Source organism: Streptomyces sp. NPDC048506, from assembly GCF_040651315.1.
In the GTDB taxonomy this organism is placed as follows: Bacteria; Actinomycetota; Actinomycetes; order Streptomycetales; family Streptomycetaceae; genus Streptomyces.
This window is the reverse complement of sequence record NZ_JBEZIX010000010.1, coordinates 46,697-71,929: the sequence shown is the minus strand read 5'-3', so window position 1 is coordinate 71,929 and position 25,233 is coordinate 46,697. Positions and strand designations below refer to the sequence as shown.

General features: G+C 71.5%; 23 protein-coding genes and 1 pseudogene. 17 read left to right on the top strand and 7 right to left on the bottom strand.

The window, feature by feature from the left end:
- The first annotated feature begins 36 nt into the window (after positions 1 to 36).
- Complete coding sequence (locus AB0C96_RS10435; RefSeq protein WP_362915725.1) at positions 37 to 465, top strand: DUF3017 domain-containing protein; 429 nt, start codon at positions 37 to 39, stop codon at positions 463 to 465.
- A gap of 128 nt (positions 466 to 593) precedes the next feature.
- On the opposite strand, the gene AB0C96_RS10430 is transcribed toward AB0C96_RS10435, so the two are convergent.
- Positions 594 to 1,001, bottom strand: coding sequence for a peptidase inhibitor family I36 protein (locus AB0C96_RS10430; RefSeq protein WP_362915723.1), 408 nt, complete (start codon positions 999 to 1,001; stop codon positions 594 to 596).
- Between the two features lie 324 nt (positions 1,002 to 1,325).
- On the opposite strand from AB0C96_RS10430, the gene AB0C96_RS10425 reads away from it, so the two are divergent.
- From AB0C96_RS10425 to AB0C96_RS10395, 7 genes are all read left to right on the top strand, one after another.
- Positions 1,326 to 2,279 (top strand): peptidoglycan-binding protein, encoded by a 954-nt coding sequence (locus tag AB0C96_RS10425; protein ID WP_362915721.1) that lies wholly within the window; start codon positions 1,326 to 1,328, stop codon positions 2,277 to 2,279.
- Positions 2,276 to 3,256, top strand: a complete 981-nt coding sequence (locus AB0C96_RS10420) for a helix-turn-helix domain-containing protein (RefSeq protein WP_362915719.1) — start codon at positions 2,276 to 2,278, stop codon at positions 3,254 to 3,256. The genes AB0C96_RS10425 and AB0C96_RS10420 overlap by 4 nt, the downstream gene beginning before the upstream one ends.
- A 296-nt stretch (positions 3,257 to 3,552) precedes the next feature.
- Complete coding sequence (locus AB0C96_RS10415) at positions 3,553 to 4,695, top strand: DUF2690 domain-containing protein (RefSeq protein ID WP_362915717.1); 1,143 nt, start codon at positions 3,553 to 3,555, stop codon at positions 4,693 to 4,695.
- Positions 4,696 to 5,130: 435 nt separating this feature from the next.
- On the top strand, positions 5,131 to 6,120 hold the full coding sequence (locus AB0C96_RS10410; RefSeq protein WP_362915716.1) for a malate dehydrogenase: 990 nt from the start codon (positions 5,131 to 5,133) through the stop codon (positions 6,118 to 6,120).
- Between the two features lie 233 nt (positions 6,121 to 6,353).
- On the top strand, positions 6,354 to 8,222 hold the full coding sequence (locus tag AB0C96_RS10405; RefSeq protein ID WP_362915715.1) for a hypothetical protein: 1,869 nt from the start codon (positions 6,354 to 6,356) through the stop codon (positions 8,220 to 8,222).
- Positions 8,209 to 8,583, top strand: a complete 375-nt coding sequence (locus AB0C96_RS10400) for a hypothetical protein (protein ID WP_362915714.1) — start codon at positions 8,209 to 8,211, stop codon at positions 8,581 to 8,583. Before AB0C96_RS10405 ends, AB0C96_RS10400 begins: the two co-directional genes overlap by 14 nt.
- A gap of 2 nt (positions 8,584 to 8,585) precedes the next feature.
- Positions 8,586 to 9,470 (top strand): hypothetical protein, encoded by an 885-nt coding sequence (locus tag AB0C96_RS10395; RefSeq protein WP_362915713.1) that lies wholly within the window; start codon positions 8,586 to 8,588, stop codon positions 9,468 to 9,470.
- Positions 9,471 to 9,540: 70 nt separating this feature from the next.
- Here AB0C96_RS10395 and AB0C96_RS10390 read toward each other — a convergent pair whose 3' ends face one another.
- The gene (locus AB0C96_RS10390) at positions 9,541 to 9,750 is read right to left on the bottom strand and encodes a DUF5988 family protein (protein ID WP_362915712.1); all 210 of its coding nucleotides are present in this window, start codon (positions 9,748 to 9,750) and stop codon (positions 9,541 to 9,543) included.
- A 126-nt stretch (positions 9,751 to 9,876) separates the two neighbouring features.
- Here AB0C96_RS10390 and AB0C96_RS10385 point away from each other — a divergent pair, with 126 nt between their 5' ends.
- Positions 9,877 to 10,446 (top strand): carboxymuconolactone decarboxylase family protein, encoded by a 570-nt coding sequence (locus tag AB0C96_RS10385; RefSeq protein ID WP_362915711.1) that lies wholly within the window; start codon positions 9,877 to 9,879, stop codon positions 10,444 to 10,446.
- On the opposite strand, the gene AB0C96_RS10380 is transcribed toward AB0C96_RS10385, so the two are convergent.
- Both AB0C96_RS10380 and AB0C96_RS10375 read right to left on the bottom strand, forming a co-directional pair.
- Positions 10,443 to 11,057 carry a Uma2 family endonuclease gene (locus tag AB0C96_RS10380; protein ID WP_362915709.1) on the bottom strand — a complete coding sequence of 205 codons (615 nt, stop codon included), beginning with the start codon at positions 11,055 to 11,057 and terminating at the stop codon, positions 10,443 to 10,445. The two genes, AB0C96_RS10385 and AB0C96_RS10380, sit on opposite strands and share 4 nt — an antisense overlap.
- Positions 11,058 to 11,176: 119 nt before the next feature.
- Entirely contained in the window at positions 11,177 to 11,983 is an 807-nt protein-coding gene (locus AB0C96_RS10375) for a hypothetical protein (protein WP_362915707.1), read from the bottom strand.
- A 255-nt stretch (positions 11,984 to 12,238) separates the two neighbouring features.
- On the opposite strand from AB0C96_RS10375, the gene AB0C96_RS10370 reads away from it, so the two are divergent.
- From AB0C96_RS10370 to AB0C96_RS10345, 6 genes are all read left to right on the top strand, one after another.
- Positions 12,239 to 13,747, top strand: coding sequence for an aldehyde dehydrogenase family protein (locus tag AB0C96_RS10370; protein WP_362915705.1), 1,509 nt, complete (start codon positions 12,239 to 12,241; stop codon positions 13,745 to 13,747).
- 61 nt (positions 13,748 to 13,808) lie between these two features.
- On the top strand, positions 13,809 to 15,359 hold the full coding sequence (locus tag AB0C96_RS10365; RefSeq protein ID WP_362915703.1) for a GMC oxidoreductase: 1,551 nt from the start codon (positions 13,809 to 13,811) through the stop codon (positions 15,357 to 15,359).
- Positions 15,359 to 16,480 carry a glycine betaine/L-proline ABC transporter ATP-binding protein gene (locus tag AB0C96_RS10360; protein ID WP_362915702.1) on the top strand — a complete coding sequence of 374 codons (1,122 nt, stop codon included), beginning with the start codon at positions 15,359 to 15,361 and terminating at the stop codon, positions 16,478 to 16,480. The genes AB0C96_RS10365 and AB0C96_RS10360 overlap by 1 nt, the downstream gene beginning before the upstream one ends.
- The gene (locus AB0C96_RS10355) at positions 16,480 to 16,650 is read left to right on the top strand and encodes a hypothetical protein (RefSeq protein ID WP_362915700.1); all 171 of its coding nucleotides are present in this window, start codon (positions 16,480 to 16,482) and stop codon (positions 16,648 to 16,650) included. The genes AB0C96_RS10360 and AB0C96_RS10355 overlap by 1 nt, the downstream gene beginning before the upstream one ends.
- A 73-nt stretch (positions 16,651 to 16,723) precedes the next feature.
- Complete coding sequence (locus AB0C96_RS10350; protein WP_362915698.1) at positions 16,724 to 18,727, top strand: ABC transporter permease subunit; 2,004 nt, start codon at positions 16,724 to 16,726, stop codon at positions 18,725 to 18,727.
- Between the two features lie 2 nt (positions 18,728 to 18,729).
- Entirely contained in the window at positions 18,730 to 19,722 is a 993-nt protein-coding gene (locus tag AB0C96_RS10345; RefSeq protein WP_362915696.1) for an ABC transporter substrate-binding protein, read from the top strand.
- A gap of 350 nt (positions 19,723 to 20,072) precedes the next feature.
- Here the strand turns inward: AB0C96_RS10345 and AB0C96_RS10340 are convergent, their stop codons facing one another.
- Entirely contained in the window at positions 20,073 to 20,807 is a 735-nt protein-coding gene (locus AB0C96_RS10340; RefSeq protein ID WP_362915694.1) for a hypothetical protein, read from the bottom strand.
- A 494-nt stretch (positions 20,808 to 21,301) separates the two neighbouring features.
- On the opposite strand from AB0C96_RS10340, the gene AB0C96_RS10335 reads away from it, so the two are divergent.
- Positions 21,302 to 21,562, top strand: a complete 261-nt coding sequence (locus AB0C96_RS10335; RefSeq protein WP_362915693.1) for a helix-turn-helix transcriptional regulator — start codon at positions 21,302 to 21,304, stop codon at positions 21,560 to 21,562.
- A 289-nt stretch (positions 21,563 to 21,851) separates the two neighbouring features.
- Here AB0C96_RS10335 and AB0C96_RS10330 read toward each other — a convergent pair whose 3' ends face one another.
- Entirely contained in the window at positions 21,852 to 23,429 is a 1,578-nt protein-coding gene (locus AB0C96_RS10330; protein ID WP_362915691.1) for an IS200/IS605 family accessory protein TnpB-related protein, read from the bottom strand.
- A 513-nt stretch (positions 23,430 to 23,942) separates the two neighbouring features.
- On the opposite strand from AB0C96_RS10330, the gene AB0C96_RS10325 reads away from it, so the two are divergent.
- Positions 23,943 to 25,112, top strand: coding sequence for a hypothetical protein (locus AB0C96_RS10325; protein WP_362915689.1), 1,170 nt, complete (start codon positions 23,943 to 23,945; stop codon positions 25,110 to 25,112).
- Here AB0C96_RS10325 and AB0C96_RS10320 read toward each other — a convergent pair.
- Positions 25,087 to 25,230 (bottom strand): annotated as a pseudogene (locus AB0C96_RS10320) (DUF397 domain-containing protein); the annotation flags it as partial. The gene AB0C96_RS10325 and the pseudogene AB0C96_RS10320 sit on opposite strands and share 26 nt — an antisense overlap.
- Positions 25,231 to 25,233: the final 3 nt, after the last annotated feature.

The following is a 25,233-nucleotide window of genomic DNA, read 5'->3' as shown; positions in this document are numbered from 1 at the left end:
ACCGACGAACAACGCCACCGGAAGGGACTGCCCGCCATGGCTGCCGAAGCGCATTCGGACGGCGCCTCCGAGCCGCAGCGCTCCTCGCGCCGTTTTCCGACCCTGACCCGCGACACCGCCCGGCCGGAGGGCGGTGGTCGGGCCGCCTCGGGCGACTACCCCGCGCCGGCCCGCCAGTGGCCGCTGCTCGCCGTGATGGGCGGGGTCGCGGTCGGGCTGCTGCTCGTCGCGCTGGACGCGTTCCGCATCGGCGCGATCGTGATCGGGCTGGCGCTGCTGGGCGGGGCGGTGCTGCGATGGGCGGTGCCGTCGGTGGGCATGCTGGCCGTGCGGTCCCGCTTCACGGACATGGCGACCTACGGGGTGCTCGGCTTCGTGATCGTGATGCTGGCGCTGATGGTCCAGCCCAAGCCGTGGATCCACATCCCGTTCCTGGACGACATCGTGCACTTCACCGTGCGCTAGCCGGTACCCGGCAGCCCAGCGATACGACCGACCGCACAACCGCACAACCGCACAACCGCTCGACCGCATGACGGCGGCCCGTCCCCTCCCCCGTGGGAGGACGGGCCGCCGTCGTGCGGGTCAGGGCCTCAGCACCACTTGTTCGAGTAGATGGTCATGAGGTTGCCGCCGATGAACTTCCAACCGGTGCCCCGGTTCAGCTTCGCGCTGTTGCCGCCGTGGTGCGGCTTCTCCCAGACGGTCACACTGCACCGGGTGCCGTTGTTGTAGGCCGACAGCGGGAGGTTGAAGGCGCCGCCGTAGTGACGGAGGTCGTCGTTGTTCCTCTGGACCTTCTTCGGCGTCCCCTTGTAGTTGGCCTCCGGGTAGACGCACAGGTAGCCGCGCGGGCAGTTGCTCGGCGCCCGCAGGGTGCTGGCCGAGGCCTGCTTGGCCTGTGTGGGGGCGGCGACGGCGCCGGCCGCCGGGGCCAGGGCCAGGCCTCCGGACACGGCCGCGGCGGCCGCGGTGAGGGCGATGCGCTGACGGGTGTTCATGGTGTGGGTTCCTCCCCGTTGATGGTGGAGGCGGCGCGGGGGTGGACCGCGCCGCCCGGTGGTGCGTCACCGACTCTGCGCCGACCGGGCGGCAACCCGCCAGCAGGCCAGGACCGGTGGGGAACCTGTGGGACGTCCCAGGTCCTGACCTGCGGGGATGCCGGCGCGCCGGACGTCGCGCTGGGACGGGGAGGGGCTCGGTACGGATGTCCGGATACCGTGCGGAAAGTGTAAAAACGGGAACCGGAGGGTGTGTCCGGGCCATTATCTGCGCCATAGGGGGTCTTGTGCCTCGGGGGACAACGAACGCGTATGGGGTGGAACATGTCGCGTTGGAAAGGGCTGCCCGAAACGCTCGACCATCGGGTGCGGCAGCTCGTCGTACAGCTTCGGAGACTGAAGGACCACAGCGGGCTGAGCCTGGCCTCGCTCGCGGCGAAGACCGCGTACAGCAAATCGTCGTGGGAGCGCTACCTCAACGGCAAGAAGTTGCCGCCGCGCGACGCGGTGGAGGCGCTGGCGCGGGTCTGCGGCGCGGATGCGACCCGGCTGCTGGTGCTGCACGAAGTCGCGGCGCAGGCCTGGGAGTCCGGCCGGAAGGAGCCGGAGGCCCGCGAGGCGCCGGAGGCGGCGGGCGGGCCGGACGCGGTCGGTGTGGATGTTGGTAAGGGCGCCGGCGAGAACGCTGGTGAGGACGTAGGTCAGGACGTTGGTAGGGACGCCGGTGAGGGCGATGGTACGGAGGCCGGCACGGACGCCGTCGCCGTGGGGGCTGCGGCGCGGGTCGTGGGGGAGGGGGCGGGTACCGCCGGGGGCTCCCGGCCGCGGTTCGGGCCGCTGATTGCCCTCGGGGCGCTGGCCGTGCTCGTGGTGGCCGGTGTGGTGCTGCTGGTCGTCCGGCCCTGGCAGCACGACGCCGGGGTCGGGGCCGGGTCCGGACACGGTACGGGCATCACGGCGGCCGGCCGGTCCGTCGCCCCGGCATCGACGTTCGCGCACCGGGTGGGGGAGACCTTCCCCTGCCGGGTGTGGCGGACGGGCGGTGTGCTGACTGCCGGGCGCAGCCGGACCGCCACGGCGATCCTCGGCAGCGGCACCACCGGTTGGGAGGTCGTCGAGGCGCAGTGTCTGCTGAACCACCAGGGGTTCGACCCGGGCCCGGTGGACGGCATCGTCGGCGAGCACACCATGCGTGCCGTCAAGCGCCTCCAGACCCGGGCCGGGCTGCCGGCGGACGGGATCGTGGGGCCCGACACCTGGAAGGCGCTGCGCCGGTGAGCGGCAACGGTAGCGAGCTGTGCGAAGGGGTGGAGAGCGTCCGGCTGGCCTCCGGCATGCGGGAGTTGAGGGGGCGAACCGGGCTGAGCCTGGCCGCGCTGGCCGAGCGGACGCCGTACAGCAAGTCTTCCTGGGAGCGCTACCTCAACGGGAAGAAGCTGCCGCCCCGGGGCGCGGTGGAGGCGCTGTGCCGGCTGGCGGGCGAGCCGGACGGACGGCTGCTGGCCCTGTGGGAGCTGGCGGACGCGGCCTGGAGCGGCCGGGCCGCCGCACCCCGCGAGGCCGCCGCACCCCGCGAGGCCACCGCCGGTGCGGGCCTCGCCGGTACGGCCGTCGGCGGTACGGCCGTCGGCGGTACCGGCGGGGTGCGGCCGGACGCCGGTGGCGACCCGGGCGACCCGGGCGACCCGGGAGTCCTGGGCGTCCCGGGGCGCGAGGCCCCCGACCGGGGAGCCGGCTCCGGGGACGGGCGGCGGTCCCGGCGCCTCCCGCGCCGGGCCGGGCCGTTGGCGGCCGGGGTCGGTGTCGGCGGGCTGGCGGTCGCCGCGGCGTTGTTCCTCTGGTCCGGGGAGGGGCAGCGGCCGAGCGGGGTCACGGCCGGCGCCGCGCCCACGTCCTCCGTGGTGACCGGCTGCCGCGGGGCGTCCTGCGACGGCAAGGACCCGAATTCGATGTTCTGTAGCGGTGAGGGCCTGGTGGAGACGCTCCTGGAGCGAACCGCCGCCGGGGGACGGCATGTTCAGATCCGCTACGCCACGGCGTGCGGCGCGGCGTGGGGGCGGCTCCGCGGCGGGCGGATCGGCGACCGCATGGAGGTCGAGGCGCCGAGGGTGGTGCCGCGGTCGGTGACGGTGAAGGACCGCTTCGACGCCGAGGGGTATCTGGTGACCCCGATGGCGGTGGCCCGGGGATCGCAGGGTGTCCGGCTCTGCCTCTACCCGGCGGGCGGCCTGCCCCGGGAGTGCTTCGGGCAGTAGCGCCTGTGCGGCGTGCCGCGGCGGGGCCGGGGCACGCCGTACTCCCTCTGTGCGTGTGCATGGCCGGTTCTTGTCGGAATGCGTACACAAGTCGTAGGCGCCCGGCAGGGAATGGAACACTGCGGGGGGCCACCGGGGCGCGCACGGGTGTGCGAAATATGCCCCGAATGCTCCTGTGCGCCCGGAGAGCGGGAACTGCCGTCCGGGCCGGGGGCATCCCTGTGGGTAGTCAATGAGGGCGGGCACTCTGGGGGGAGTTGCGCGTCCGCGCGTACATGGGGGGATTGGGGGAGGCCATGCCTCGCTGGAAACCGCTGCCGGAGGAACTCGACCCGCAGGTGGGGGAGTTCGCCGGGCAACTGCGCAGGCTCGTGGACCGCAGTGGGCTGAGTGTGGCGGCCGTCGCGGACCGTACGGGCTTCAGCAAGACGTCGTGGGAGCGCTATCTCAACGGGCGGCTGCTGCCGCCGCAGCGCGCCGTGGTCGCACTCGCCGAGGCGACCGACACCCACGCCGGGCACCTCATCACGCTGTGGGAGCTGGCCGAACGGGCCTGGAGCCGGGCGGAGATGCGGCACGACGTCACGATGGAGGCGATCCGGGTCGCGCAGGCGCGGGCCGCGCTGGGGGAGTTCGAGGCGCGGCCGGCGGAGGGGAAGTCGCCGGTGAGGGCCGGGAAGGCGGCCAAGGGGGCGAAAGCGGCCGAGGCCGGAACCGCCCGGGGCGTGGCGGTCGCCGAGGGGCCCGAGACGGCACCGCGGTCCGGGCAGCCTCCGGTTCCGCACCAGCGCACCGACGACGCTCCGTCCCCGGCCGACTTCCCCGCGGGGGCGGTGGCGGTTGCCGGGGCGCCGGCTCCATCGGCCGTATCCGCCCCGGAGGGCGGGGGCGGGCGCGTCCGGCGACACCGGACGGCGATGGTCGCCGTCGGCGCGGTGGGCGCACTGCTGGTCGCCGTCGGCGCCGTACTGCTGCTGCATCCGGCCACCGGCCGCGCCCAGAAGGCGGCACCGGCTTCCGGCGCGGAGTCGCCGACGGCCCGGCCGAGCCGACCGCCGGTGCTGCCCGCCGGGGTGCGGTGCAGCGGGGCCGGCTGCGCCGGCAAGGACCCGGAGGCGATGGGGTGCGGCGGGGCGCGGGCGACCAGCCCGTCCCGCGGGCCGGCCGGCGGTGCGCTGATAGAGGTCCGCTACAGCGCCGTCTGTCGGGCGGCCTGGGCGCGGATCAGCGGCGCCGCGGTGGGCGACCGGGCCACCATCAGCGCGGGCGGCCACCGCCTCACCGCACGGGTCGAGCGGAACGGCGACGCGTACACCGCGATGGTCGACGTGCCGGGCGACCCGGCGCAGGTGACGGCCTGCGGTACGACGGTGGCGGGCGCCCAGGGCTGCGCCCAGCCGGTGCCGGCCGCCCCCGCGGCCGCCGGCGACACCCGCTGAGCCGCCGGGGACACCCTTTCAAGGGTTGTCCCCCAGCCAGGACGGCGCTGGCCGGGAATCGTCGCTCGCGGCGGCCCGCCGAAAATCCGGGTGCATGCCCGTCGGGATCCCGGGCATGCGCACCAATACCCCCCACGGGTGTGGCACCACGCGGCGGCCGCCCGCCTCCCCCCTCCTTGAGCGGGCGGCCGCCACACCTCCCTCGGCGGTCGGGGCCGAGCGCGCGCCGGCCGTCCGTACGGCCGGCCGTACGGACGCCCGACGCACCCGGTGAGGTGTTCCACACCGGCCCGTCACTTGTCGGGGGCAGGGGTCCGATAGCCTGACGGCCGGGTCTCTCGATACCAAGAGACCTCGAAGCAGGGCAGGGACACCCACCGCCACCCATGGTGGTCCAGGGGCTTGCCCCCGGAAAACACCGCGCAGGAGATCGCCATGACCCGCACTCCCGTCAACGTCACCGTCACCGGCGCCGCCGGCCAGATCGGTTACGCACTCCTCTTCCGCATCGCTTCCGGTCATCTGCTCGGCGCCGACGTGCCGGTCAAGCTGCGCCTCCTGGAGATCCCGCAGGGGCTGAAGGCCGCCGAGGGCACCGCGATGGAGCTCGACGACTGCGCCTTCCCGCTGCTTCAGGGCATCGACATCACGGACGACCCGAACGTCGCCTTCGACGGCACCAACGTCGCCCTGCTGGTCGGCGCCCGCCCCCGCACCAAGGGCATGGAGCGCGGCGACCTCCTGGAGGCCAACGGCGGCATCTTCAAGCCCCAGGGCAAGGCCATCAACGACCACGCCGCGGACGACATCAAGGTCCTGGTCGTCGGCAACCCGGCCAACACCAACGCGCTGATCGCCCAGGCCGCCGCGCCGGACGTACCGCGCGAGCGCTTCACCGCGATGACCCGCCTGGACCACAACCGCGCCATGTCCCAGCTGGCGCAGAAGACCGCCACCCCGGTCTCCGAGATCAAGAAGCTGACGATCTGGGGCAACCACTCCGCCACCCAGTACCCGGACATCTTCCACGCCGAGGTCGCGGGCAAGAACGCCGCCGAGGTCGTGGCCGACCAGCAGTGGCTGGCCGACACCTTCATCCCGACCGTCGCCAAGCGCGGTGCGGCGATCATCGAGGCCCGTGGCGCGTCCTCGGCCGCCTCCGCCGCCAACGCCGCCATCGACCACGTCCACACCTGGGTCAACGGCACCGCTGACGGCGACTGGACCTCCATGGGCATCCCGTCGGACGGCTCCTACGGCGTCCCGGAGGGCCTGATCTCCTCGTTCCCCGTCACCACCAAGGACGGCGCGTACGAGATCGTCCAGGGCCTGGAGATCAACGACTTCTCCCGCGAGCGCATCAACGCGTCGGTCAAGGAGCTGGAGGAGGAGCGCGACGCGGTCCGCGCCCTCGGCCTGATCTGACGCCACCCGTCTCCACCCCGTCTCCACCCCGAGCCCGCACGGTCCGCAACGGCCGTGCGGGCTCGGTCGTTTCACCGGCGCCGCGGAGCCCGCGCGACCACCTTGTGTTATCGCGCTGACACGGAGCGGTCCGCTCGCCTATGCTGCGGCTTCCGCACCCTGCGGCCGGTCGCCGGCGCCTCGTCCGCCCAACTCGACCGCTGCGGCAGCTCGTTGGCGTTTGGGGGAGGCCGATGACTCGGACGGAAGTGCCCGCGCAGCCAGGGGGTCCCGACGACCTCCCGCAACTGATCAAAGAGCCGCCACCGCCCGGTCCCGCCGCCCCGCCGCCGCTCCCCGCCATCCCGCCGGGCGCCAGCGAGGCCACCCGGCTGCTGTGCGCCGGCACGTACCTGGACGAGACGTTCCGGGACGCGGTCATCGACGAGCTGTACGTCCACGAGGAGCGGTTCGCCGCGCCCTCCCTGGGCATCGACGCCGCCCGGGTGCTCGCCCACGCGCTGCGCGCCCGCCGTCTGGAGCTCGGCTGGGCCGCCGCGATCCTGGGCGTGTGGATTCTGGCCATCCCCCTGTCGTCCGGGCTGGTGGTGCTCTACCTCTTCCCGGTCGTCTTCATGGCGCTCTCCCGCGTCGTCCGCCGGGCCCCCGTCCCGCAGTGGCTGGCGCGCGGACTCTCCTTCGTGCTGCGGTGGTACGGGCGGCTCACGCTGTTCTTCTTCATCGTGGCGCTGGCGGTGTCGGCCGTCATCGGGGCCGCGCTGGGCGCCTCCTGGTGGTTGCTGCCCACCAGGCTGCTGCCGGGCCTCCTACAGTTCGGCTCGTCCCAGTACGGCGAAGGGGACTACGGCTACGGGGACGGCGGCTACTCGGGCGCCGGGGCGTTCACCACCTCCGTGGACTCCGCCGTGGCCGCCGGCCCGGGCTCCGGCACCCTCCAGGTCTGGATCGCCCTGCTGCTGCCGCTGGTGCTGGCCACGCTGGTCGCCTTGCAGCGCGGGCAGTTCGCCCGTGCGCTGGCCCACGAACTGTCCCGGGAACGCTTCCCCGACGCGATGTCCGATCCCGCGGAGCGCGCCGAGGGCCTGCGGTTCCGGCGGCTGCGGGAGCGGGTGCGGGTCGAGCAGCACGGGCCGCTGGTGATGTACCGCGAAGCCAATCCGTTCTGCGGCGCCGGCGACCCGTACCGGACCTGGTCGCTGTCGGTGGAGCTGAACCCGCGGGCGGACCGGGAGGTCGAGCCGCTGGACAACCGCGCCATCCTGGACCGCATCGTTCCCCTGGTGGCGGCGCTGCGGGTGCCGTCCCCGCACGGTTCGCCGAAGGCGGCGGCCGCGGTCCGCGACCGGCTCCGCGCACTGGAGATCGACGAGTGCGTCTTCCTGCCGGCCGAGGGGCTGCCGACCCGCGAGGCGGCGCCGTACGCACCGGCGGCGTTCGAGGAGCACCGGGCCGCCGCGGTGGAGGAGGGCGGCGAGACCCGCCGGCACTTCCTGCGCATCCGGGTCGGCGGCTGGAACGAGGGCGTGGTCACCACGCTGTTCGTGCGGGTGCACACCCAGGGCGGGATGCTGATGCTGGAGGTCGCGCCGCATGTGCTGTGGCCGCTGCGGCAGCTCTTCCAGGACGCCGACCGGCTCGCCCACCAGTACCGGCACCACCACCACTTCGGCAAGGGCGTCTGGTCGTTGACCCGCACGCCCCGCTCCGCGGGCGCCGCCGCGCTCACGCTGGGGCGCGGGCTGTTGTCGACCTGGCGGCTGGCCACCGCCGGCCACGGTGCGGCGCTCCCCGAGGGCCCCGGCACCTCGGTGCGCGAGCTGGGCTCGTACGGAGAGTCCTCACTGTTCCAGGACATGGACGTGGCCCGCTATCTGAAGACCATCCAGCAGCGGGTGGCGGCCGGGGTGACCACCGCGCTGCGCGAGGCCGGCTACCAGACCGAGGAGTTCGAGCAGCGGATCGTGCACGTCGCCGAGGGCGGTACGTACGTCGAGTCCGCACACGGCGCGATCGGCATCGGCGACCACAACACGATCACCAACAACACCACCACTCCGCCCGGTTCCACGGGGAAGGGAAGGAACAAGCGTGGCAACGGCTGACGAACGCGGCAAGGGCATCCACATCGGCAGCGTCCGGGGGGCCTTCGCCATCGGCGACCACAACACGGTGACCCACAACGAGGGCTCCGGTGTCGCGCCGGCGGACCCGGCGCAGGAGGAGTTGCTGCGCGCCGTCCGCGCACTGCGCGAGGACCTGTCCCGGGCGGTGGAGACCCCGCAGATCACGGCCCTGAGGGGGGAACTCGCCGACGCCGAGACGGAGATCGCGGACCGCGGGGCGGCCGGGCCCGGCCGGCTGGCCCGGCTCCGTACCGCGCTCGCCGACGCCGGCGCGGTCGTCGGGCTGCTGGCTTCCGGTGCCGCGGTCGGTCAGGCCGTCGCCGCCCTGGTGGGAGGCTGAGCGTGCGGCGCGGCGGCCAGCCCCGCTGGAACAACGAGACCCAGAGATGGGAGGACGGCACCCCGCCGCCCGCCCCTTACACGGGGCCGATGCCGCCCCGGCCGGCGCTCCCCCCGCCCGGGGTCCCCGGCCCCTTTCCCGAACCCGAACTCCACCCCGGACCCCAACCCCAGCCCTACCCCCAACCCCACCCCGAAGCCCGCCCGGCGCCCGGCCGCCGCACCATCGCCCTGGTCGCCGGCGCCGCGGTGGCGGTGATCGCGGCGGCCGCGGGCGGTGGCTACCTGCTGTGGGGGCGCGGCGACGACCCGGCCGCTGCCCGCCCACCGGCCCGCGGCACGGCCTCCGCGCCGGTCGCCTCGCACACCGGCGACACCACGGAGCCCACCGGCGCCTCCCCGTCCGTCCCGCCCACCGACTCCTCCTCCGCCACCGGTGTCCCGGCCGGCTACCGCATCGTCCACGACACCAAGGGCTTCACCACCGCGGTGCCGGAGGGCTGGCAGCGCAGCGAGCGCAGCACCGGCGTGTTCTACACCGCGCCGGACGACCGCGGACTGGTGCAGATCTTCCAGATCACGGAGCCGGACACCAGCCCGCGCGAGGCGTTGCAGCAGGCCTCGCGGGGTCTGTCCGGCAACCCCGGCTACGAGGAGATCAGCCTCGGGCCGCTGTCCGGCGAGGAGTCTCCCGGGATGGACGCCGCCCAACTGGTCTACGCCTATGACAGCGAGCGGATCGGCACCCGCGTCAAGGTCGTGGACTGCGCGTTCACCGTCGCCGACGGCCGCCAGTTCGCGGTACTCGTCCTGGGGACCGAGGCCGACTGGCCGGAACAGGAACGGACCCAGCAGATCGCCCTGCGGGCCTTCGCCCCCACGCGGTGAGTCGGGCCTCCATGCACCGAGCCGGGCGACCACGCACCGAGCCGGGCGGCGACCGGCCACCGCCGCCCGACTACCCGGGCAACTCGGTGCGCTCCCACCACTCATAGACGGGGAGCGCCCCCTCGGGGGTGTCCTGCCGTCGCTTGGTGGCCCTGAAGTGCTCATAGCCGTTACGGAACGGAATCTTCAGATCCTCCCCGGGAGGGCCGACCGGCACGACCCTCTCGGGCAGCTCCTCCGGCCCGCCCACCAGCACTGCCTTCGCCGCTGTCTCAGCCATGCCTGCATTGTCGCCCGCGGGATGTCACATCGGCCGGTACCGGTACGTCAATGGAGTGAGAGCCCGTTCCGGGGCCGTGGAGCATCCGGTGCACGTTCACTCGGGCACCGGCGAGGAGGCACTGACATGGCACGCATCTCCCTCACCCCGCGCCGTACGCTCACCGTGCGCTTCGCCGAGTGGTACTCCCGCCGCGCGTACGGGGAGGTGATGCAGCCCGCGCTGGCGCTCGGCCACCACCCGAAGCTGCTGCGCCACTACTTCTCCTTCGAGAGCAAGCTCGCCCGCTGGAAGGCGCTGGACCCGGCGCTGAAGCACCTGGCGGAGCTGGTGTCGGCGGCGGCGATCGGCTGTTCGTGGTGCGTGGACTTCGGCTACTGGCACGCCGACAAGCTCGGCCTGCCGCTGGAGAAGATCAGCAAGGTGCCGGACTGGCGGTCGCACCAGGACTCCTTCACGGAGCTGGAGCGGCAGGTCATGGAGTACACGGAGGCGATGACCGCGACCCCGCCGACGGTGACCGACGAGCTGGCCGAGAGCCTGCGCGGCCGCCTGGGCGACGCCGCGTTCGTCGAGCTCACCGCCATGGTGGCGGTGGAGAACCTGCGGTCCCGCATCAACAGCGCCATGGGCCTGCGCAGCCAGGGCTTCTCGGACAACTGCGCGATCCCGCTGGCGGGGCCGTCCCGGGACTAGTCCCGCGGGAAGTCGGCAGTGGGGATGGTGAGGCCCGGGAACGTGGGCGTGAGATCGATCGGCAGGCCGTAGGCGAGCGTGGTCTCGATCCTGTACTCGCCGTCCCGCGGCTGGGTGAAGACGCGGCAGCGGCCGGTGTGCGGGTCTGCGATGACGTAGACCGGGATGCCGGCCTCCGCGTAGATCGCCTTCTTCGGGCCGTAGTCGTTGTGCGCGGTGCCCTTGGAGATGACCTCGGCGATGAATTCGATGTCCTGGTAGCGCCAGCGGCCCCGGTCCTTCTTGGCTCCGTCGGCCAGCTTGAAGACGTCCGGGCACAAGCCGTTCTCGCCGGGGAAGTCGATCCGCACGTCCGACATCACGAGGACGTGCATCCCAAAGCGGTCTTCGAGCGCCCGCACGATCCAGCGGATGGTCGTCCAATGCACGTCCCGCTGCGGCGTCATGAAGATGGCCCCCTCGACGATCTCGACCCTGTAGCCCTCGGGGAAGGCCTGCTCCAGCCGCTCGAACAGTTCGTCCAAGACCTGCTCGTCGTGGTGCTCAGTGGGCTCCGCCATCTCCATCCCGTCGGTCGCGATCGATACGGTCCGCTCAAGGCTGATGGTCATCGTGCCGCTCCTCCCCGCTGCCACGTGGTACGGGCAGCCGCACGGTTCAACGAGACGTATGTGCGAACGGTTACGGGCTGTAGCGGCATATGCCGCTACACGCGTTGCCCGCGGACCGCTCACGTGCTCTGCGTCCCCTGGAGCAGCTCCTCCAGCGTCGATATGTCGACGGTATCGCCCGGGGCGGGGGTTTTGGTGGGAACGGGGGTGCCGTAGTTGCTCAGCAGGATGGTGCCGGTCTCGTGGTCGGCCTCGGCGGTGAGCTTGAGGGGGTAGTGCTTGCCCTTGATGGCGACGTAGAGGGTCTGGACGACGCCGTCGACCTTCTTCACGACGGGGAGCACGGGGGTGCCTTCGTGGACCGTGGGTTTGCCCTTGGAGAGGGTGGGCTTGGGGGCGGACGGGGTCGGGGTGCCGGAGGAGGGCTCCTCGGGGCCGGCGGCCGACTTCTGGAAGGCGGTGAGGTCGCAGGCCTCGGACAGGCTCTGGAGGAAGTCGTCACGGGTGGTGCCGTGCAGGAAGGTGTCCCGGTACTTCGCGGCCGCCTCGGCGCCCGCGGGGCCGGGCAGCTGGCTCTTCCAGAAGGCCGCGTCGGGCTTCATCCAGACCTGGTCGCCGTGCTTGATGATCTCCACGCGGCCGAGTTGGCCCTTGCTGACGGCGCCGGCGCAGTTGCCGGCCCGGTCGAGGGTGAGGTCGAGCCTGGTGGGGTCGGTGGAGGTCTGGGTGCGCAGGCGCAGGGACTTCGCGGCGACGAGTTCGTGGAGTGCGGCGTCGGAGATCTGCTGGGCCGACTTGCCCGCGAGATCGCCCTCGCCGTCGGGGTCGTCGGCCGCCGCCGCGAGGCCCGTGCAGGCGGCCCCGGCGATCAGGGCGGCACAGCCGAGGACGGCGGTGGCGGTGACGGCGCGGCGTCTGCTGGTCATCTCGGCACCTCCGATGCGGAGGGGGTGTACGAGGGGCGGGACGCGGGGGCACACAGCATCGTTTGCCGGTGCCACATGGGCATAAGGCTATTCAGGGTACGTTCTGGGACATTCGTCTGCACATTGAGTGAGTCGGCTCACTTTCCCTGAATGTTTGGGCATAGGTAAGGCGCTTCCGGGGAGGGGTCCCCGTTGCTGGTGACGCCAGTGGTTGCACCAGTCGGAACACCTCGGTAAGCGGAAGGCAGAAGAATCGTGTCGGCAAGCGAGACCATTCACGTAGACGGGACGTGGCGCGCCGCCGCGTCCGGCGCCACACGGCAGGTGCTCGACCCCGCCGACGCGACGACGCTCCAGGTGGTGGCCGAGGGCGGTGCCGAGGACGCCGACGCGGCGGTCGAGGCGGCCCGCCGGGCCTTCGACAACGGTGCCGGCGCCTGGCCCCGGACGCCCGTCGCCGAGCGCTCCGCGCTGCTGCGCCGGGTCGCCGACCTGCTCCAGCGCGACCGCGAGGAGATCGCGCTCATCGAGAGCCGGGACACTGGCAAGACGCTGGAGGAGGGCCGGGTCGACGTCGACGACGTCACCAACGCCTTCCGGTACTTCGCCGACGTGGTGATGAACGAGAGCGGGGGACGGGTCGTCGACGCCGGCTCGCCGGACGTGCACAGCGTCGTCGTGCACGAGCCGGTCGGCGTCTGTGCGCTGATCACGCCGTGGAACTACCCGCTGCTCCAGGCCAGTTGGAAGATCGCGCCGGCCCTCGCGGCCGGCAACACCTTTGTGATCAAGCCCAGCGAGGTCACCCCGCTGTCGACCGTGCACCTGATCAAGCTGCTGGTCGAGGCGGGCCTGCCGGCCGGGGTCGGCAACATCGTCACCGGCGCCGGCGTCCCGGTGGGCCAGCGGCTGGCCGAGCACCCCGACGTGGACCTCTTCTCCTTCACGGGCGGTCTGGTCAGCGGCACCAAGGCGGGCGCCGCGGCCGTCGCCGGTGCCAAGAAGATCGCGCTGGAGCTGGGCGGGAAGAACCCCAACGTGGTGTTCGCCGACGCCTGCGTCACCGACGAGGGCTTCGACACCGCCGTCGACCAGGCGCTGAACGCGGCGTTCATCCACAGCGGGCAGGTCTGCTCGGCCGGCGCCCGACTGATCGTCGAGGAGTCGGTGCGCGACCGCTTCGTCGCCGAACTCGCCCGCCGCGCCGAGAAGATCAAGCTCGGCCGGGGCACCGAGAAGGGCGTCGAGTGCGGGCCGCTGGTCTCCCAGCAGCAGTTGGAGAAGGTCGAGGCGTATGTGGCCTCCGCGCTGGCGGAGGGGGCGCAGCTGCGGGCCGGCGGCAAGCGGCCCGAGCCGAACGAGGTGCGTCCCGCCGGCGGCTACTTCTACGCGCCGACCGTGCTCGACGGCTGCCACCGCGAGATGACGGTGGTGCGGGAGGAGACCTTCGGGCCGATCCTGACCGTGGAGACCTTCCGCACCGAGGACGAGGCCGTCGCGCTCGCCAACGACACCGAGTACGGCCTGGCCGGGGCGGTCTTCTCCGCCGACACCGCGCGCGCCCGCCGGGTCGCCGCGCGGCTGCGGCACGGCACCGTATGGATCAACGACTACCACCCCTACCTGCCGCAGGCGGAGTGGGGCGGCTTCGGCAAGTCCGGCATCGGCCGGGAACTGGGCCCCTCGGGCCTGGACGAGTACCGCGAGAGCAAGCACGTCTACGAGAACCTCCGGCCGGAGCCGGTGCGCTGGTTCGCGGGCTGACCGCCCGGGACGAAGCAACACCCTCAGGACCACGCGCACTTCGCAGTAAGGAGTACCCCCAATGCCCGTGTACGACTACGTCATCGTCGGTGGTGGCACCGCCGGATCGGTCATCGCCTCGCGCCTCGTCGAGGACCCGGACACCACGGTCGCCGTCATCGAGGGCGGCCCCTCCGACATCGACCGCGAGGACGTGCTCACGCTGCGCAAGTGGCTCGGCCTGCTCGGCGGCGAACTGGACTACGAGTACACGACCACCGAGCAGCCGCGCGGCAACTCGCACATCCTGCACAGCCGCGCCAAGGTCCTCGGCGGCTGCTCCTCCCACAACACCCTGATCTCCTTCAAGCCGCTGCCGTCCGACTGGGACGAGTGGGAGGCGGCGGGCGCGACCGGCTGGGGCGCGAAGGAGATGGACCCCTACTTCGGCAAGCTGCGCAACAACATCGTGCGGGTGGCCAGGAAGGACCAGAACCAGATCGCGACCGACTGGATCGAGGCGACCAGGACCGCCCTCGGCGTGCCCGAGGTCGTCGGCTTCAACGACCGGCCGTTCGAGGAGGGCGTCGGCTTCTTCGACCTCTCCTACCACCCGGAGAACAACAAGCGGTCCTCGGCCTCGGTCGCCTATCTGCACCCGCACATCGAGGCCGGTGACCGCCCCAACCTCACGCTGATGCTGGAGACCTGGGCCCACAAGCTGGAGCTGGACGGCAGCCGGGCGCGCGGTGTGCACGTCCGCACCAAGGACGGCGAGGAGATCCTCGTCGAGGCGGCCCGCGAAGTGCTGGTCTGCGCCGGTGCGGTCGACACCCCGCGGCTGCTGATGCACTCCGGCATCGGCCCGAAGGCGGACCTGGAGGCGCTGGGCATCCCCGTCGTGCACGACCTGCCGGGCGTCGGCGAGAACCTCATCGACCACCCGGAGTCGGTCATCGTCTGGGAGACCAACGGGCCGATCCCGGGCAACTCCGCGATGGACTCCGACGCGGGCCTGTTCGTCAAGCGGGACCCGGAGCACAAGGGCCCCGACCTGATGTTCCACTTCTACCAGATCCCGTTCACCGACAACCCGGAGCGCCTGGGCTACCAGCGCCCCGAGCACGGCGTGTCGATGACCCCGAACATCCCCAAGTCCCGCTCCCGCGGCCGGCTCTACCTCACCTCCGCCGACCCCGAGGTCAAGCCCGCCCTGGACTTCAAGTACTTCGCGTACGACGAGAACGGGGTCGACTACGACGGCGACACCCTCGTCGACGGCATCAAGCTGGCCCGCAGGGTCGCCCAGGCCGAGCCGTTCAAGAAGTGGCTCAAGCGCGAGGTCTTCCCCGGCCCGGACGTCACCGACGACGCCGAGATCGGCGAGCTGGTGCGCAAGGCCGCGCACACCGTCTACCACCCGGCCGGCACCTGCAAGATGGGTGCCGCCACCGACCGACTCGCCGTCGTGGACCCGGAGTTGAAGATCCGGGGACTGGACGGCATCCGTATCGCCGACGCCTCCGTCTTCCCGACGATGCCGGCGGTCAACCCCATGCTGGGCGTGCTGATGGTGGGGGAGAAGTGCGCCGAACTGCTCCAGAAGACCCCTATCGAGGGAGGTGATGCGTGATGGCTACCACCTCCGCCGCCGCATCCGAGATACCCAACCCGCGCAACACCACCGACGCGTCGGACGACGGCCGCGAGGTCGTCTTCTCCGTCCGCCACCTCTGGAAGGTCTTCGGCCCCAAGGCCGACAAGATCCCCGACGACACCTCGGTCGCCGAGCTGAGCGCCCAGGAGCTGCGGGAGCGGACCGGCTGCACCGCCGCCGTCCGCGACGTCTCCTTCGACGTCCACAAGGGCGAGGTCTTCGTCGTGATGGGCCTGTCCGGCTCCGGCAAGTCCACCCTCGTCCGGTGCCTGACCCGGCTGATCGAACCGACCAGCGGGGACCTGGAGATGGACGGCGAGGACGTGCGCGCCATGGACAAGGCCACCCTGCGCGAACTGCGCCGCCGCCGCGCCGCCATGGTCTTCCAGCACTTCGGCCTGCTGCCGCACCGCACCGTAGTCGACAACGTCGCCTACGGCCTGGAGATCCAGGGCGTCGGCAAGACGGAGCGCCGCGAGAAGGCCACCGAGATGGTCGACAAGGTGGGCCTGGCCGGGCTGGAGAAGCGCCGCCCCGGGCAGCTCTCCGGCGGTCAGCAGCAGCGCGTGGGCCTGGCCCGGGCGCTCGCCGTGGACCCCGAGGTCCTGCTGTTCGACGAGCCGTTCAGCGCGCTCGACCCGCTGATCCGCCGCGACATGCAGGAGGAGGTCGTCCGCCTGCATCGCGAGGAGGGCCGGACGATGGTCTTCATCACCCATGACCTCGCCGAGGCGCTCCGGGTCGGCGACCGGATCGCGCTGATGCGCGACGGCGAGATCGTCCAGCTCGGCACCCCGGAGGAGATCGTCGGGTCCCCCGCCGACGACTACGTCCGCGACTTCGTCCGTGACGTACCGCGCGAGCAGGTGCTGACCGTCCGCCGCGCGATGCGCCCCGCCGAGGACGGCGAGACCGACCAGGGCCCGGCGCTGGCCGCCGACACCCTGATCTCCGACGCCATCGAGGCGGTCGCCCGCTCCGGCGGCGCCGCCCGCGTGGTCGAGGACGGCCGCTGCCTGGGCATCGTCGACCACGCCTGCCTGCTCGACGTGGTGGCCCGGATCGACCGCCCGCAGCACGGTGAGGTGGCCGCCTGATGTACGCCGTGACCCCCCACGGCGGCGCGCTGCGCGCCGCCGGCTCCAGAGCTCCCGCGGCCTCGCCGCGGTCCCGGCTGCGTGCCGCGCTGCTGCGCCAGTGGCGCGAGGCCCAGCGCGCCGCCGCCCTGAACGTCCCGGTCGGCACCGTGAAGCGGGGGCGCGCATGAGCGAGCGGAGCGAGCGAATCATCGACAGGTGCGTGCCGTGCGCATGCGAGGCCTCGCGAAGCGAGGTGTCGGCATGAGTACCGCATCCGCACCCCCGGCCGCCCGGCGCGGCCTCGGCGCCGACACCCCCAAGGTCGGCCCGGCCCAGGCCCTGCTGGGCCACCGCGGCCTGGCCAAGCTGCTGCTGCTCGTCGTCGCCGCAGCGGTCCTGGTCCCGATCGTGCACGCCAAGTGGCCCGGCGCCCCGTGGCCGTCGGACCTGACCGTCGACGTGTCCGGGCCGCTCGGCCGGACCAGCGACTGGATCATCGACAACCGCGACAGCCACTGGCTGTTCGTCTACTTCCTGGGCCACTTCTCCAACGCCGTGGTCATCTCCGTGCGCGCGGTCTACCTGCTGCTGCTCGCGCTCGGCTGGACCGGTGTGACGGCCGGCCTGACGCTGATCGCCTGGCGGGTGGCCGGTCTGCGGATCGCCGCGACGGCGCTGGTCTCCTTCGTGGTCAGCGGCCTGCTGGGGATGTGGGTCCCGACCATGCAGACGCTGGCGCTGATGGTCGTGGCGGTCGCCGTCTCGGTGCTCGTCGGCGTCCTGCTGGGCCTCGCCGCGGGACTGTCGGACCGGCTCTTCCGCCTGCTGCGCCCGGTCCTGGACACCATGCAGGTCCTGCCGGCGTTCGCCTACCTCCTGCCGGTCGTGCTGGTCTTCGGCATCGGCGTACCGGCCGCGCTGCTGGCCACCGTGATCTACGCGGCGCCGCCGATGGCGCGGCTGACCGCGCTCGGTCTGCGCGGCGCGGACGCCGGGGTGCTGGAGGCCGTCTCCTCGCTGGGCGCCACCGGCCGGCAGCGGCTGCTGACCGCCCGGCTCCCGCTGGCCCGCAAGGAACTGCTGCTCGGTGTCAACCAGACGATCATGATGGCGCTGTCCATGGTCGTGATCGCCTCGATGATCGGCGCCGCCGGCCTCGGCGACCGGGTCTACCAGGCGCTCGCCTCGGTGGACGTCGGCGCCGCGCTCGCCGCCGCCGTCCCGATCGTGCTGCTGGCCATCGTCATGGACCGCACCACCGCCGCGGCCGGCGAACGGATCGGTGCCGACCCGGCCACCACCGGCCCCCAGTGGCTGCGCGGCTGGCCGGCCTGGGCCGGAATCGCCGTGGTCACCGCCGCGTTCGCCCTCGTCGGCCGGCTCTCCGGCTCCCTGGTCTGGCCGACCGGCTGGGCCGTGGACATCGCCCGCCCGGTCAACGACTTCAAGGAGTGGATGGTCAACCACCTCTACTCCGGCGTCCCGGTCATCGGCGGCACCGCCGACTGGGCCGCGCACTTCACCAACTGGGTGCTCAACCCGCTGCGCGACGGCCTGACCGCGCTGCCCTGGTACCTGACGCTGCTCCTCGTCGGCGCCCTGGCCTGGCTCATCGGCACCTGGCGCACCGCCCTGACCGCCGTCCTCGCGATGGCCGCCATCGGGGTGCTGGGCGTCTGGAAGCCGTCCATGAACACCCTGTCCCAGGTGCTCGCCGCCCTGGTGGTGACGCTGGTGCTGGGCTTCGGCATCGGCGTCCTCACCGCGGGCAGCAAGCGGCTGGAGGCGATCCTGCGTCCGGTCCTCGACGTCATGCAGACCATGCCGCAGTTCGTCTACCTGATCCCGGTCGTCGCCCTCTTCGCCGTGGGCCGTGCCCCGGCCGCCGCCGCGGCGGTCGTCTACGCCCTGCCGGCCGTCATCCGCATCACCACCCAGGGCCTGCGCCAGGTGGACCCGGCGGCGATGGAGTCGGCCCGTTCGCTGGGTGCCACCCGTTGGCAGATGCTGCGCCAGGTGCAGCTTCCGCTCGCCCGGCCGGCGCTGCTGCTCGCCGTCAACCAGGGCGTGGTCCTGGTCCTCGCCGTCGTCATCATCGGCGGCCTGGTCGGCGGCGGTGCCCTCGGCTACGACGTGGTCACCGGCCTCGCCACCGGCGACCTGGGGCTCGGCCTGGTCGCGGGTGTGGCGATCGTGTGCCTGGGCCTGATGCTCGACCGGGTGACCCAGCCCACCGAACGCCGCACCACGGGGAAGGGAGCCTGACCATGTCCCGTACGCGCAGAACCCTTCTCGGCACGACCGTGCTCGCCGGCACGGTGGCCCTCTCGTTGGCCCTGTCCGCCTGCGGCAAGGCCGATATGACCAAGCAGTCCTCGCCGTTCGCCGCGGCCAAGGGCTCCAAGTCCGTCACCCTGTCCGTCCAGACCTGGGTCGGCGCCCAGGCCAACGTCGCCGTCGCGAAGTACCTGCTCGAACACGAGCTGGACTACCACGTCGACACCGTGCAGGTGGACGAGATCCCGGCGTGGGACGCCCTCAGCCAGGGCCGGGTCGACGCGATCCTGGAGGACTGGGGCCACCCGGACCAGGAGCAGCGGTACGTCAAGGACAAGAAGACCATCACCGCGGGCGGCGGCAACGGCGTCACCGGCCACATCGGCTGGTACGTCCCCAAGTACTGGGCCGACCAGCACCCCGAGGTCACCGACTGGAAGAACCTCAACAAGGTCGCCGACCAGCTGCGGACCTCGGAGAGCGGCAACAAGGGCCAGCTGATGGACGGCTCGCCGTCCTACGTCACCAACGACAAGGCGCTGGTGAAGAACCTCGGTCTGAACTACGAGGTGGTCTTCGCCGGCTCCGAGGCGGCCCAGATCACCCAGATCGAGCAGTTCGCCAAGGAGAAGAAGCCCTTCCTGACGTACTGGTACGAGCCGCAGTGGCTCTTCAACCAGGTGCCGATGGTGGAGGTCAAGCTCCCCAAGTACACCGACGCCTGTGCGGAGAAGGGCACCAAGGACCCGCAGTCCATCGACTGCGCGTACCCCACCACCCCGCTCCAGAAGTACTTCAACACCGACTTCGCCAAGAGCGGTAGCAGCGCCGCGGCGCTGCTGAAGAACTTCAGCTGGACCAAGGACGACCAGAACGAGGTCTCGGAGTCGATCGCCTCGGGCGGCCTGTCGGCGGACGAGGCGGCGAAGCGCTGGGTGACCAAGCACCCGGACGTCTGGAAGAAGTGGTTGCCCAAGAAGTAGCCCCCTGGTCGGCGGACTCACTCGATCGGATGGCGGGCGGTGAATGCCCCTCGCAACGGCGACCGGTCCCGCACCATGCCGTTATGACGCTTTTGCCCATTTGCCCCAGCCCCGACTGCGGCGCCCCGCTGTGGAAGGACACCACCACCACCGACGTCAACTGGGACAACTGGCGGTGGTGGTGCTCCCGCTGCGACGACAGGTGGTACCCCACGGCGGAACAGCTCGTGGAGTTCCGTCATGGGGTACCTGTATCGGGGGGACCGGTCGCTCGGCCACGCCAGAGGCGGCCCGGCTATCCGGACCCCAGGGTGCCGGCCCGTCAGTAGGTGCCGTCCGGCCCGTTCGGGTCAGACGTTGTGCAGGCCCGACGCCCAGGTGCCGTTCACCCCGGCGTAGAGGTACTGCTTCTTGTTGAGGCCCTTGCCGAAGCTGTCGATGCGCGGGGTGGCCTTCCAGGTGGTCTCCACGTGGGCCGAGCCGCGTACCAGCTGCGTCCGTACGCCGTCACCCGCGATCCGCACCGCCGCGTTGACGTTGGACACCGAGGCCCCACCGCCCAGCAGCTTGCTCGCGCCCCAACCATGGGGGCGCGTCCGGTACTTCACCCACACCTGCTCGCTGGTGACGGAGATGCCGAAGATCTGCTCCGTCATGGTGAAGGCGATCCGGGTGTCCGTCCCGACGATGCCCTTGGTCTTGGCGACCCGGATCTCACGGACGAACGTCACGTCCGCGTTGTACGGCACCTTCACCCGCTGGACCGGGAAGCGGGTGGTGCCCTTCAGCGACGCGGTGAACGCCTGGTAGATCGCCCGGTTCTGGAGGTGGCCGACGAACTTCTGCTGCTTGGCCTTGGGCAGTGCGCGGAAGGCCTTGAGGGTCGCCTTGGCCGCCGGCCCCTTCTGGGCCTTGAGGTAGTCGACGTACTGCTTGACCGTCAGCTTCCCGACGAGCGTCTCTGCCGTGGCCCGCGGTGCGGCGGTCGGGGCGAGCGCCGAGGCCGAGGGTGCCAGGACCGCGACCGCGGCCGCACCGGCGACCGAAGCCGAACCGATACGGCGCAGGATGGAACCGTTGCTCACTGCTTCTCCTCTTGCTCTGAACACGTCCGGAGGGGAATGAGCGTACGAACGGGGCCGAGCGGGCGGTATTGGCCGTTTGGCCGCTGCCCTTGAGGACAGTCCGGAGGGGCGCCACAAGATCCACTTCACAAAACCATACCGACGGTTTATCGAAGCTTTAGGATCGCGGGTGAGTGCTCTTTCCGGCCACATGACCTGACGCTGTGGGGCAGTTACTGACCGTGACACTGCTCATGCCGTGTGCAGGGGTGCGCCGGGCGACCACAGGGCTCTCACCCGGGCCGCACGCGTCCGGGTGGACCGTGGGGCCGCAGCGCACGACCACCGCACGCCCATGCTCGTCGGCCGGAGCCCCACCCGGCACCATCCAGGGGGAAATCGGGGGCAACCGCGCCATGCAGCGCTGATAAGCAGAATACGGGGAAGGTAGAACTGCTTTGCCTCAGAGTGATACGTGCAACCAGACGGAACTGGCGGACGCACACATACGTGTTGTGCACCGTGCGAGCCCGCCGCCCATAACGGGGGATCCTTCCAGGATCTCCCATCTCACCCCTCGGGAACGCCAGGTCCTGATGCTCGTCGGGAAGGCGGCCTCGAACCGGGAGATAGGGCAGCAACTCGGCATCACCGAACGGACCGTCAAGGCGCACCTCGCCAATCTCATGACGAAGATCGAGGTCACCACGCGTATCGAAGCCGCGATCTTCGCCTACGCGCACCATTACGACATCAGTCCACCGGAGTTCAGCTGACTTTGAGGGGGCTCGGCCACGTTCCATCCACGGGGGAAAGCAGAAATACCTGAACGCTCCTCGCCCATCCAGGGCGAGGAGCGTTTTCTCTCGTCCGGCCGCGCGCAACGACATCCGTGGCCAATCCGTGGCCAATTCTCTTGAGGGTGATGGTCATAAGGACAACGGCCCGGAGGTCGATGTCCGTACGGACAATGCACAAAGATCCAATGGCGGAACTCCGAACCGCAACGGATCATCAAGTTCCTCCGGTAACAGGCCAACCTCCAGGAGAGGCTCAGGACCGTTCCTAAAGACTGAGCGGGAGTGAGTCCTGTTGCCAGAACTGCTGCTCAGCCGTGTGCCCCGAACGGTGTTGGGCACACTGGTCGCCCGCTTTCGCTCCGCGGTCCGGTGACACGCATCGTGTGCGTGGTCCGGGGATGCGGGGGCGGGTTTCCTCACGGCCCTGGGTGCCCGGTTCGGCCTGGTCGGTCCGATGCCCGCGACGATCGCTCCGGTCGTCGCGGGGCGGTGCCGTCCGTCGCCGGATCGGGTGCCCAAGGGCGCGCCTGCCAATCGCCACCGAGGCGGCATCATGGCGAGTCATGGTTCGTTTGCCGCTGGTGAGGGGCTTGCGCCAGTGCTCATCGCCCCACATCGAGGTGTACGCAGGGTCCACGGCCACAATGGCCAGGCCCAGCTCGGCGGCCATGGACGCCAGCCGCGCTTTGAGTTTGCCGGTGGGCATGTCGGAGATCAGCTGCCGGAACCTTGTGCGGCGGCCGTGTTTCTCGCGGGTCTTCTCCGCGGCGAAGTCCAGGTCCTCGATCCCGATCGCTGCCACACCGCAGCCTTGGGCCCAGTGCAGGAGGCGGGTGAGGGCGTGCCGGATCTGCGCGTCACGGTGCCCGGCGCTCCCGGACAGGCCGAAGAAGAAACGGTGCGGGTCACCGATCGGGTTGCCGTGGGGGTCGAGGTGGTAGGCGGCGAGGTGGTCGGCGTTGGTGTCCACGCCGATCATGCCCCTCGCGCGGGCGACGGCCAGCGGGACCGTCTTCACGACAGGGCGCTGCCAGGAGGCGGTCAGGTACCAGCGGCCCCGGGCCACGTCCAGGTGGATGCGGTAGGCCACCGCCCGATTGCCCTCGATCCGGTCCCGCCATTCCCCGCCCCGGTGCGCGAACGCGACTTTCGCGGCGAGGGTGTGCCGGCCGTGTGGGGCATTGGCCAAGTGGGCAAGTGGCGCGGGCAGCTTGATCGAGACTTCGCCGTCGGGGGTGACGCGGATCGTCTCGTTGCCGAACCGCTTCCCCGACTCGCCGTCGGCGGCCAGGAACCAGCGCTCGGCCTCCCACCGCCGACGCCACTCGGCTTCGCTGAGCTGAGCGGCTTCGAGTTGGTGCCGGGTATTCAGCAGTCGGCGGCTGCCGCGCACCACACGTACCCGACCCGTTCGCCAGTCCTCGACCACAGTGGCACGCCGGGCCTCCAGCATCGCCAGACGGCGGGACTTGCGAAACCACTCCCCTTTGGACCGGTAGCCGCCCGCAGCCCGCTTCGTGCCCTTCTCCCCGAGCGGGAGAGACAGGCGGCGCCGGAGCGTTGTGATGCCCGCTTCCAGGTTCTGAAGGTGGGCGGCCTGGCACCTGCGGGCGAGCGCCCACTGATCATGCGTGGCCTTGGTGATCGCCCCGGCGATCCGCGACGACGACACCGCCGTCAGCTCCCGCTTCCGCACCGCCCACGAATCCGCGCAGTGATCGAGTCCGTCCGTACAACGGGCCTTGAGGTCACGCGAGGCCAGACGGCCCTCATACTCGCCGACCGCACGAAGAACGTCCTCGTCCCGGGCGGTCAGATGTTTGAGCCGGTCGCGAATCGCCACACCTGAGGGCCCCAACGCGACAAACGGCGCAGCCAGAGACCGTAACTGTCCCTTGTCAGCCTTCTGTTGCCGCATCATTCACCTCCGCTCGCCATCGCGGCCCGCACCAGAAATCTACCGGCGGCCACTGACAATCCCCCCGGGACAACCCACCCGGCGCCTCACTGCGCTCCACCACTACGGCAAAGGACACACTTATGCGCCTCAACACACACTCCAGCACACTCAGTCCGTAGCAGTTGCCAACCCCACCCCCGAGGGTTCTGGGCCTCTCCGCACTCCGGGTGTCGGGCAGCTTCCCAAGCCCCCGAACCGCCGCCTGCCTCCTGTGGGGGGAGAGCGGGTGGCAACCGGCCCCGCACCCGCTGCCGCCCGGTGCGGGGCCATCCGGCCCCGCCGGTCCGGCGGGGCCGGCGGGGCGGCATAGTAGAGCGCAGCCCGACCAGGGGCATGACACGTAACGGAACGGCGCGGCCCAGGTCCGGCGCCGCACGTATCAGGGGGACTCGCTCCATGCCATCCATCCGCCGCTCCACCGCCGCGGCCGCGGCGCTGACCGCGCTGCTCGCGGTCACCGTCACCGCCTGCGGCCCCAGTGACGACAAGGCCGCCGGGCCCGGCAGTTCGGCTGCCGCCAACAGCGAGGGTCGGGGCGACGGGGGCCTCAAGTTGCCCAAGGGCGTGCCGACCAGCATCGACGACCTGAAGAAGTGGAAGGACGGCGGCTGGCAGAACTGGGACGAGTGGGCCCGCAAGGCGCAGGACTTCGCCAACCCGATCATCAAGGACCACTGGAAGAACGAGCGGCTGGCGAAGGCGAAGGCCGCCCCGGAGCTCGGGGTGAAGGCCACCGGCGCGGGCGGCGGGTTCGGCGGCTCGGACCCCGAGCCGCGCCCGGTCACCGCCGAGCAGGTCGCCCGCCCCTACCACCAGAACATGGCCCCGGTCGGGAAGATCTTCTTCGACAGCCCCAAGGGCCCGATGGTCTGCTCCGGCACGATCGTCGAGGACCCGGCGCACCCGGGCAAGTCCAACCTGGTGTGGACCGCCGGCCACTGCGTGCACTCCGGCAAGCAGGGCGGCTGGATGCGCAACATCGTCTTCGTGCCGTCGTACAACGACAACGGCGTCCCGATGAACCAGGTCGGCAACACCCCCTCCCAGCAGATCACCCCCTACGGCCGCTTCTGGGCGGACTGGATCACCACCTCCGGTGAGTGGATCAACATGGGCAGCGAGGAGAGCGGCAACGGCGGCTCCGCATACGACTTCGCGGTGCTGCACGTCAAGCCGGAGAACGGCAGCGGCAAGTCCCTCCAGGAGACCGTGGGCGCCGCCGCCCAGGTCTGGTTCAACGCCCCCTCGGCCGACGGCATAAGCTCCCTGAAGGCCTTCGGCTACCCGGCCGCCCCGCCGTACGACGGCGCGCGGATGATGGCCTGCCTGGACCGGCCGGGCCGCCTTGTCATGGAGCAGGGCACGCCCGCCATGGACCGCATCGGCTGCACCATGACCGGCGGCACCTCGGGCGGCGGCTGGTTCGTCAACCACGGCGGCAAGCTGACCCTGGTGTCCAACACCTCCATCAGCTCCAACGCACACACCTGGCTCGCCGGCCCGCACCTGGGCCCGGAGGCCCAGCGCGTCTTCGACGCCATCAGCCAGAAGTTCGCGAACCAGTAGCGAGCGCGCGACAGGCGACACACGACACGCAACGCGCAGTACGCAGCGCGCAGTACGCGGCCCAGGCCCTCGGCTCCATGGTGAGTCGGGGGCCTTCGCGGTTGCTGGAGTCGCGGACGGC

Coding starts and splice junctions, on each gene's coding strand:
- AB0C96_RS10415 (WP_362915717.1), top strand. CDS start 3,553: ATGCCTCGCTGGAAACCGCTGCCGGAGGAACTCGACCCGCAGGTGGGG.
- AB0C96_RS10345 (WP_362915696.1), top strand. CDS start 18,730: ATGTCCCGTACGCGCAGAACCCTTCTCGGCACGACCGTGCTCGCCGGC.
- AB0C96_RS10360 (WP_362915702.1), top strand. CDS start 15,359: ATGGCTACCACCTCCGCCGCCGCATCCGAGATACCCAACCCGCGCAAC.
- AB0C96_RS10325 (WP_362915689.1), top strand. CDS start 23,943: ATGCCATCCATCCGCCGCTCCACCGCCGCGGCCGCGGCGCTGACCGCG.
- AB0C96_RS10350 (WP_362915698.1), top strand. CDS start 16,724: ATGAGTACCGCATCCGCACCCCCGGCCGCCCGGCGCGGCCTCGGCGCC.
- AB0C96_RS10435 (WP_362915725.1), top strand. CDS start 37: ATGGCTGCCGAAGCGCATTCGGACGGCGCCTCCGAGCCGCAGCGCTCC.
- AB0C96_RS10385 (WP_362915711.1), top strand. CDS start 9,877: ATGGCACGCATCTCCCTCACCCCGCGCCGTACGCTCACCGTGCGCTTC.
- AB0C96_RS10375 (WP_362915707.1), bottom strand. CDS start 11,983: ATGACCAGCAGACGCCGCGCCGTCACCGCCACCGCCGTCCTCGGCTGT.
- AB0C96_RS10405 (WP_362915715.1), top strand. CDS start 6,354: ATGACTCGGACGGAAGTGCCCGCGCAGCCAGGGGGTCCCGACGACCTC.
- AB0C96_RS10430 (WP_362915723.1), bottom strand. CDS start 1,001: ATGAACACCCGTCAGCGCATCGCCCTCACCGCGGCCGCCGCGGCCGTG.
- AB0C96_RS10355 (WP_362915700.1), top strand. CDS start 16,480: ATGTACGCCGTGACCCCCCACGGCGGCGCGCTGCGCGCCGCCGGCTCC.
- AB0C96_RS10410 (WP_362915716.1), top strand. CDS start 5,131: ATGACCCGCACTCCCGTCAACGTCACCGTCACCGGCGCCGCCGGCCAG.
- AB0C96_RS10425 (WP_362915721.1), top strand. CDS start 1,326: ATGTCGCGTTGGAAAGGGCTGCCCGAAACGCTCGACCATCGGGTGCGG.
- AB0C96_RS10380 (WP_362915709.1), bottom strand. CDS start 11,057: ATGACCATCAGCCTTGAGCGGACCGTATCGATCGCGACCGACGGGATG.
- AB0C96_RS10390 (WP_362915712.1), bottom strand. CDS start 9,750: ATGGCTGAGACAGCGGCGAAGGCAGTGCTGGTGGGCGGGCCGGAGGAG.
- AB0C96_RS10365 (WP_362915703.1), top strand. CDS start 13,809: ATGCCCGTGTACGACTACGTCATCGTCGGTGGTGGCACCGCCGGATCG.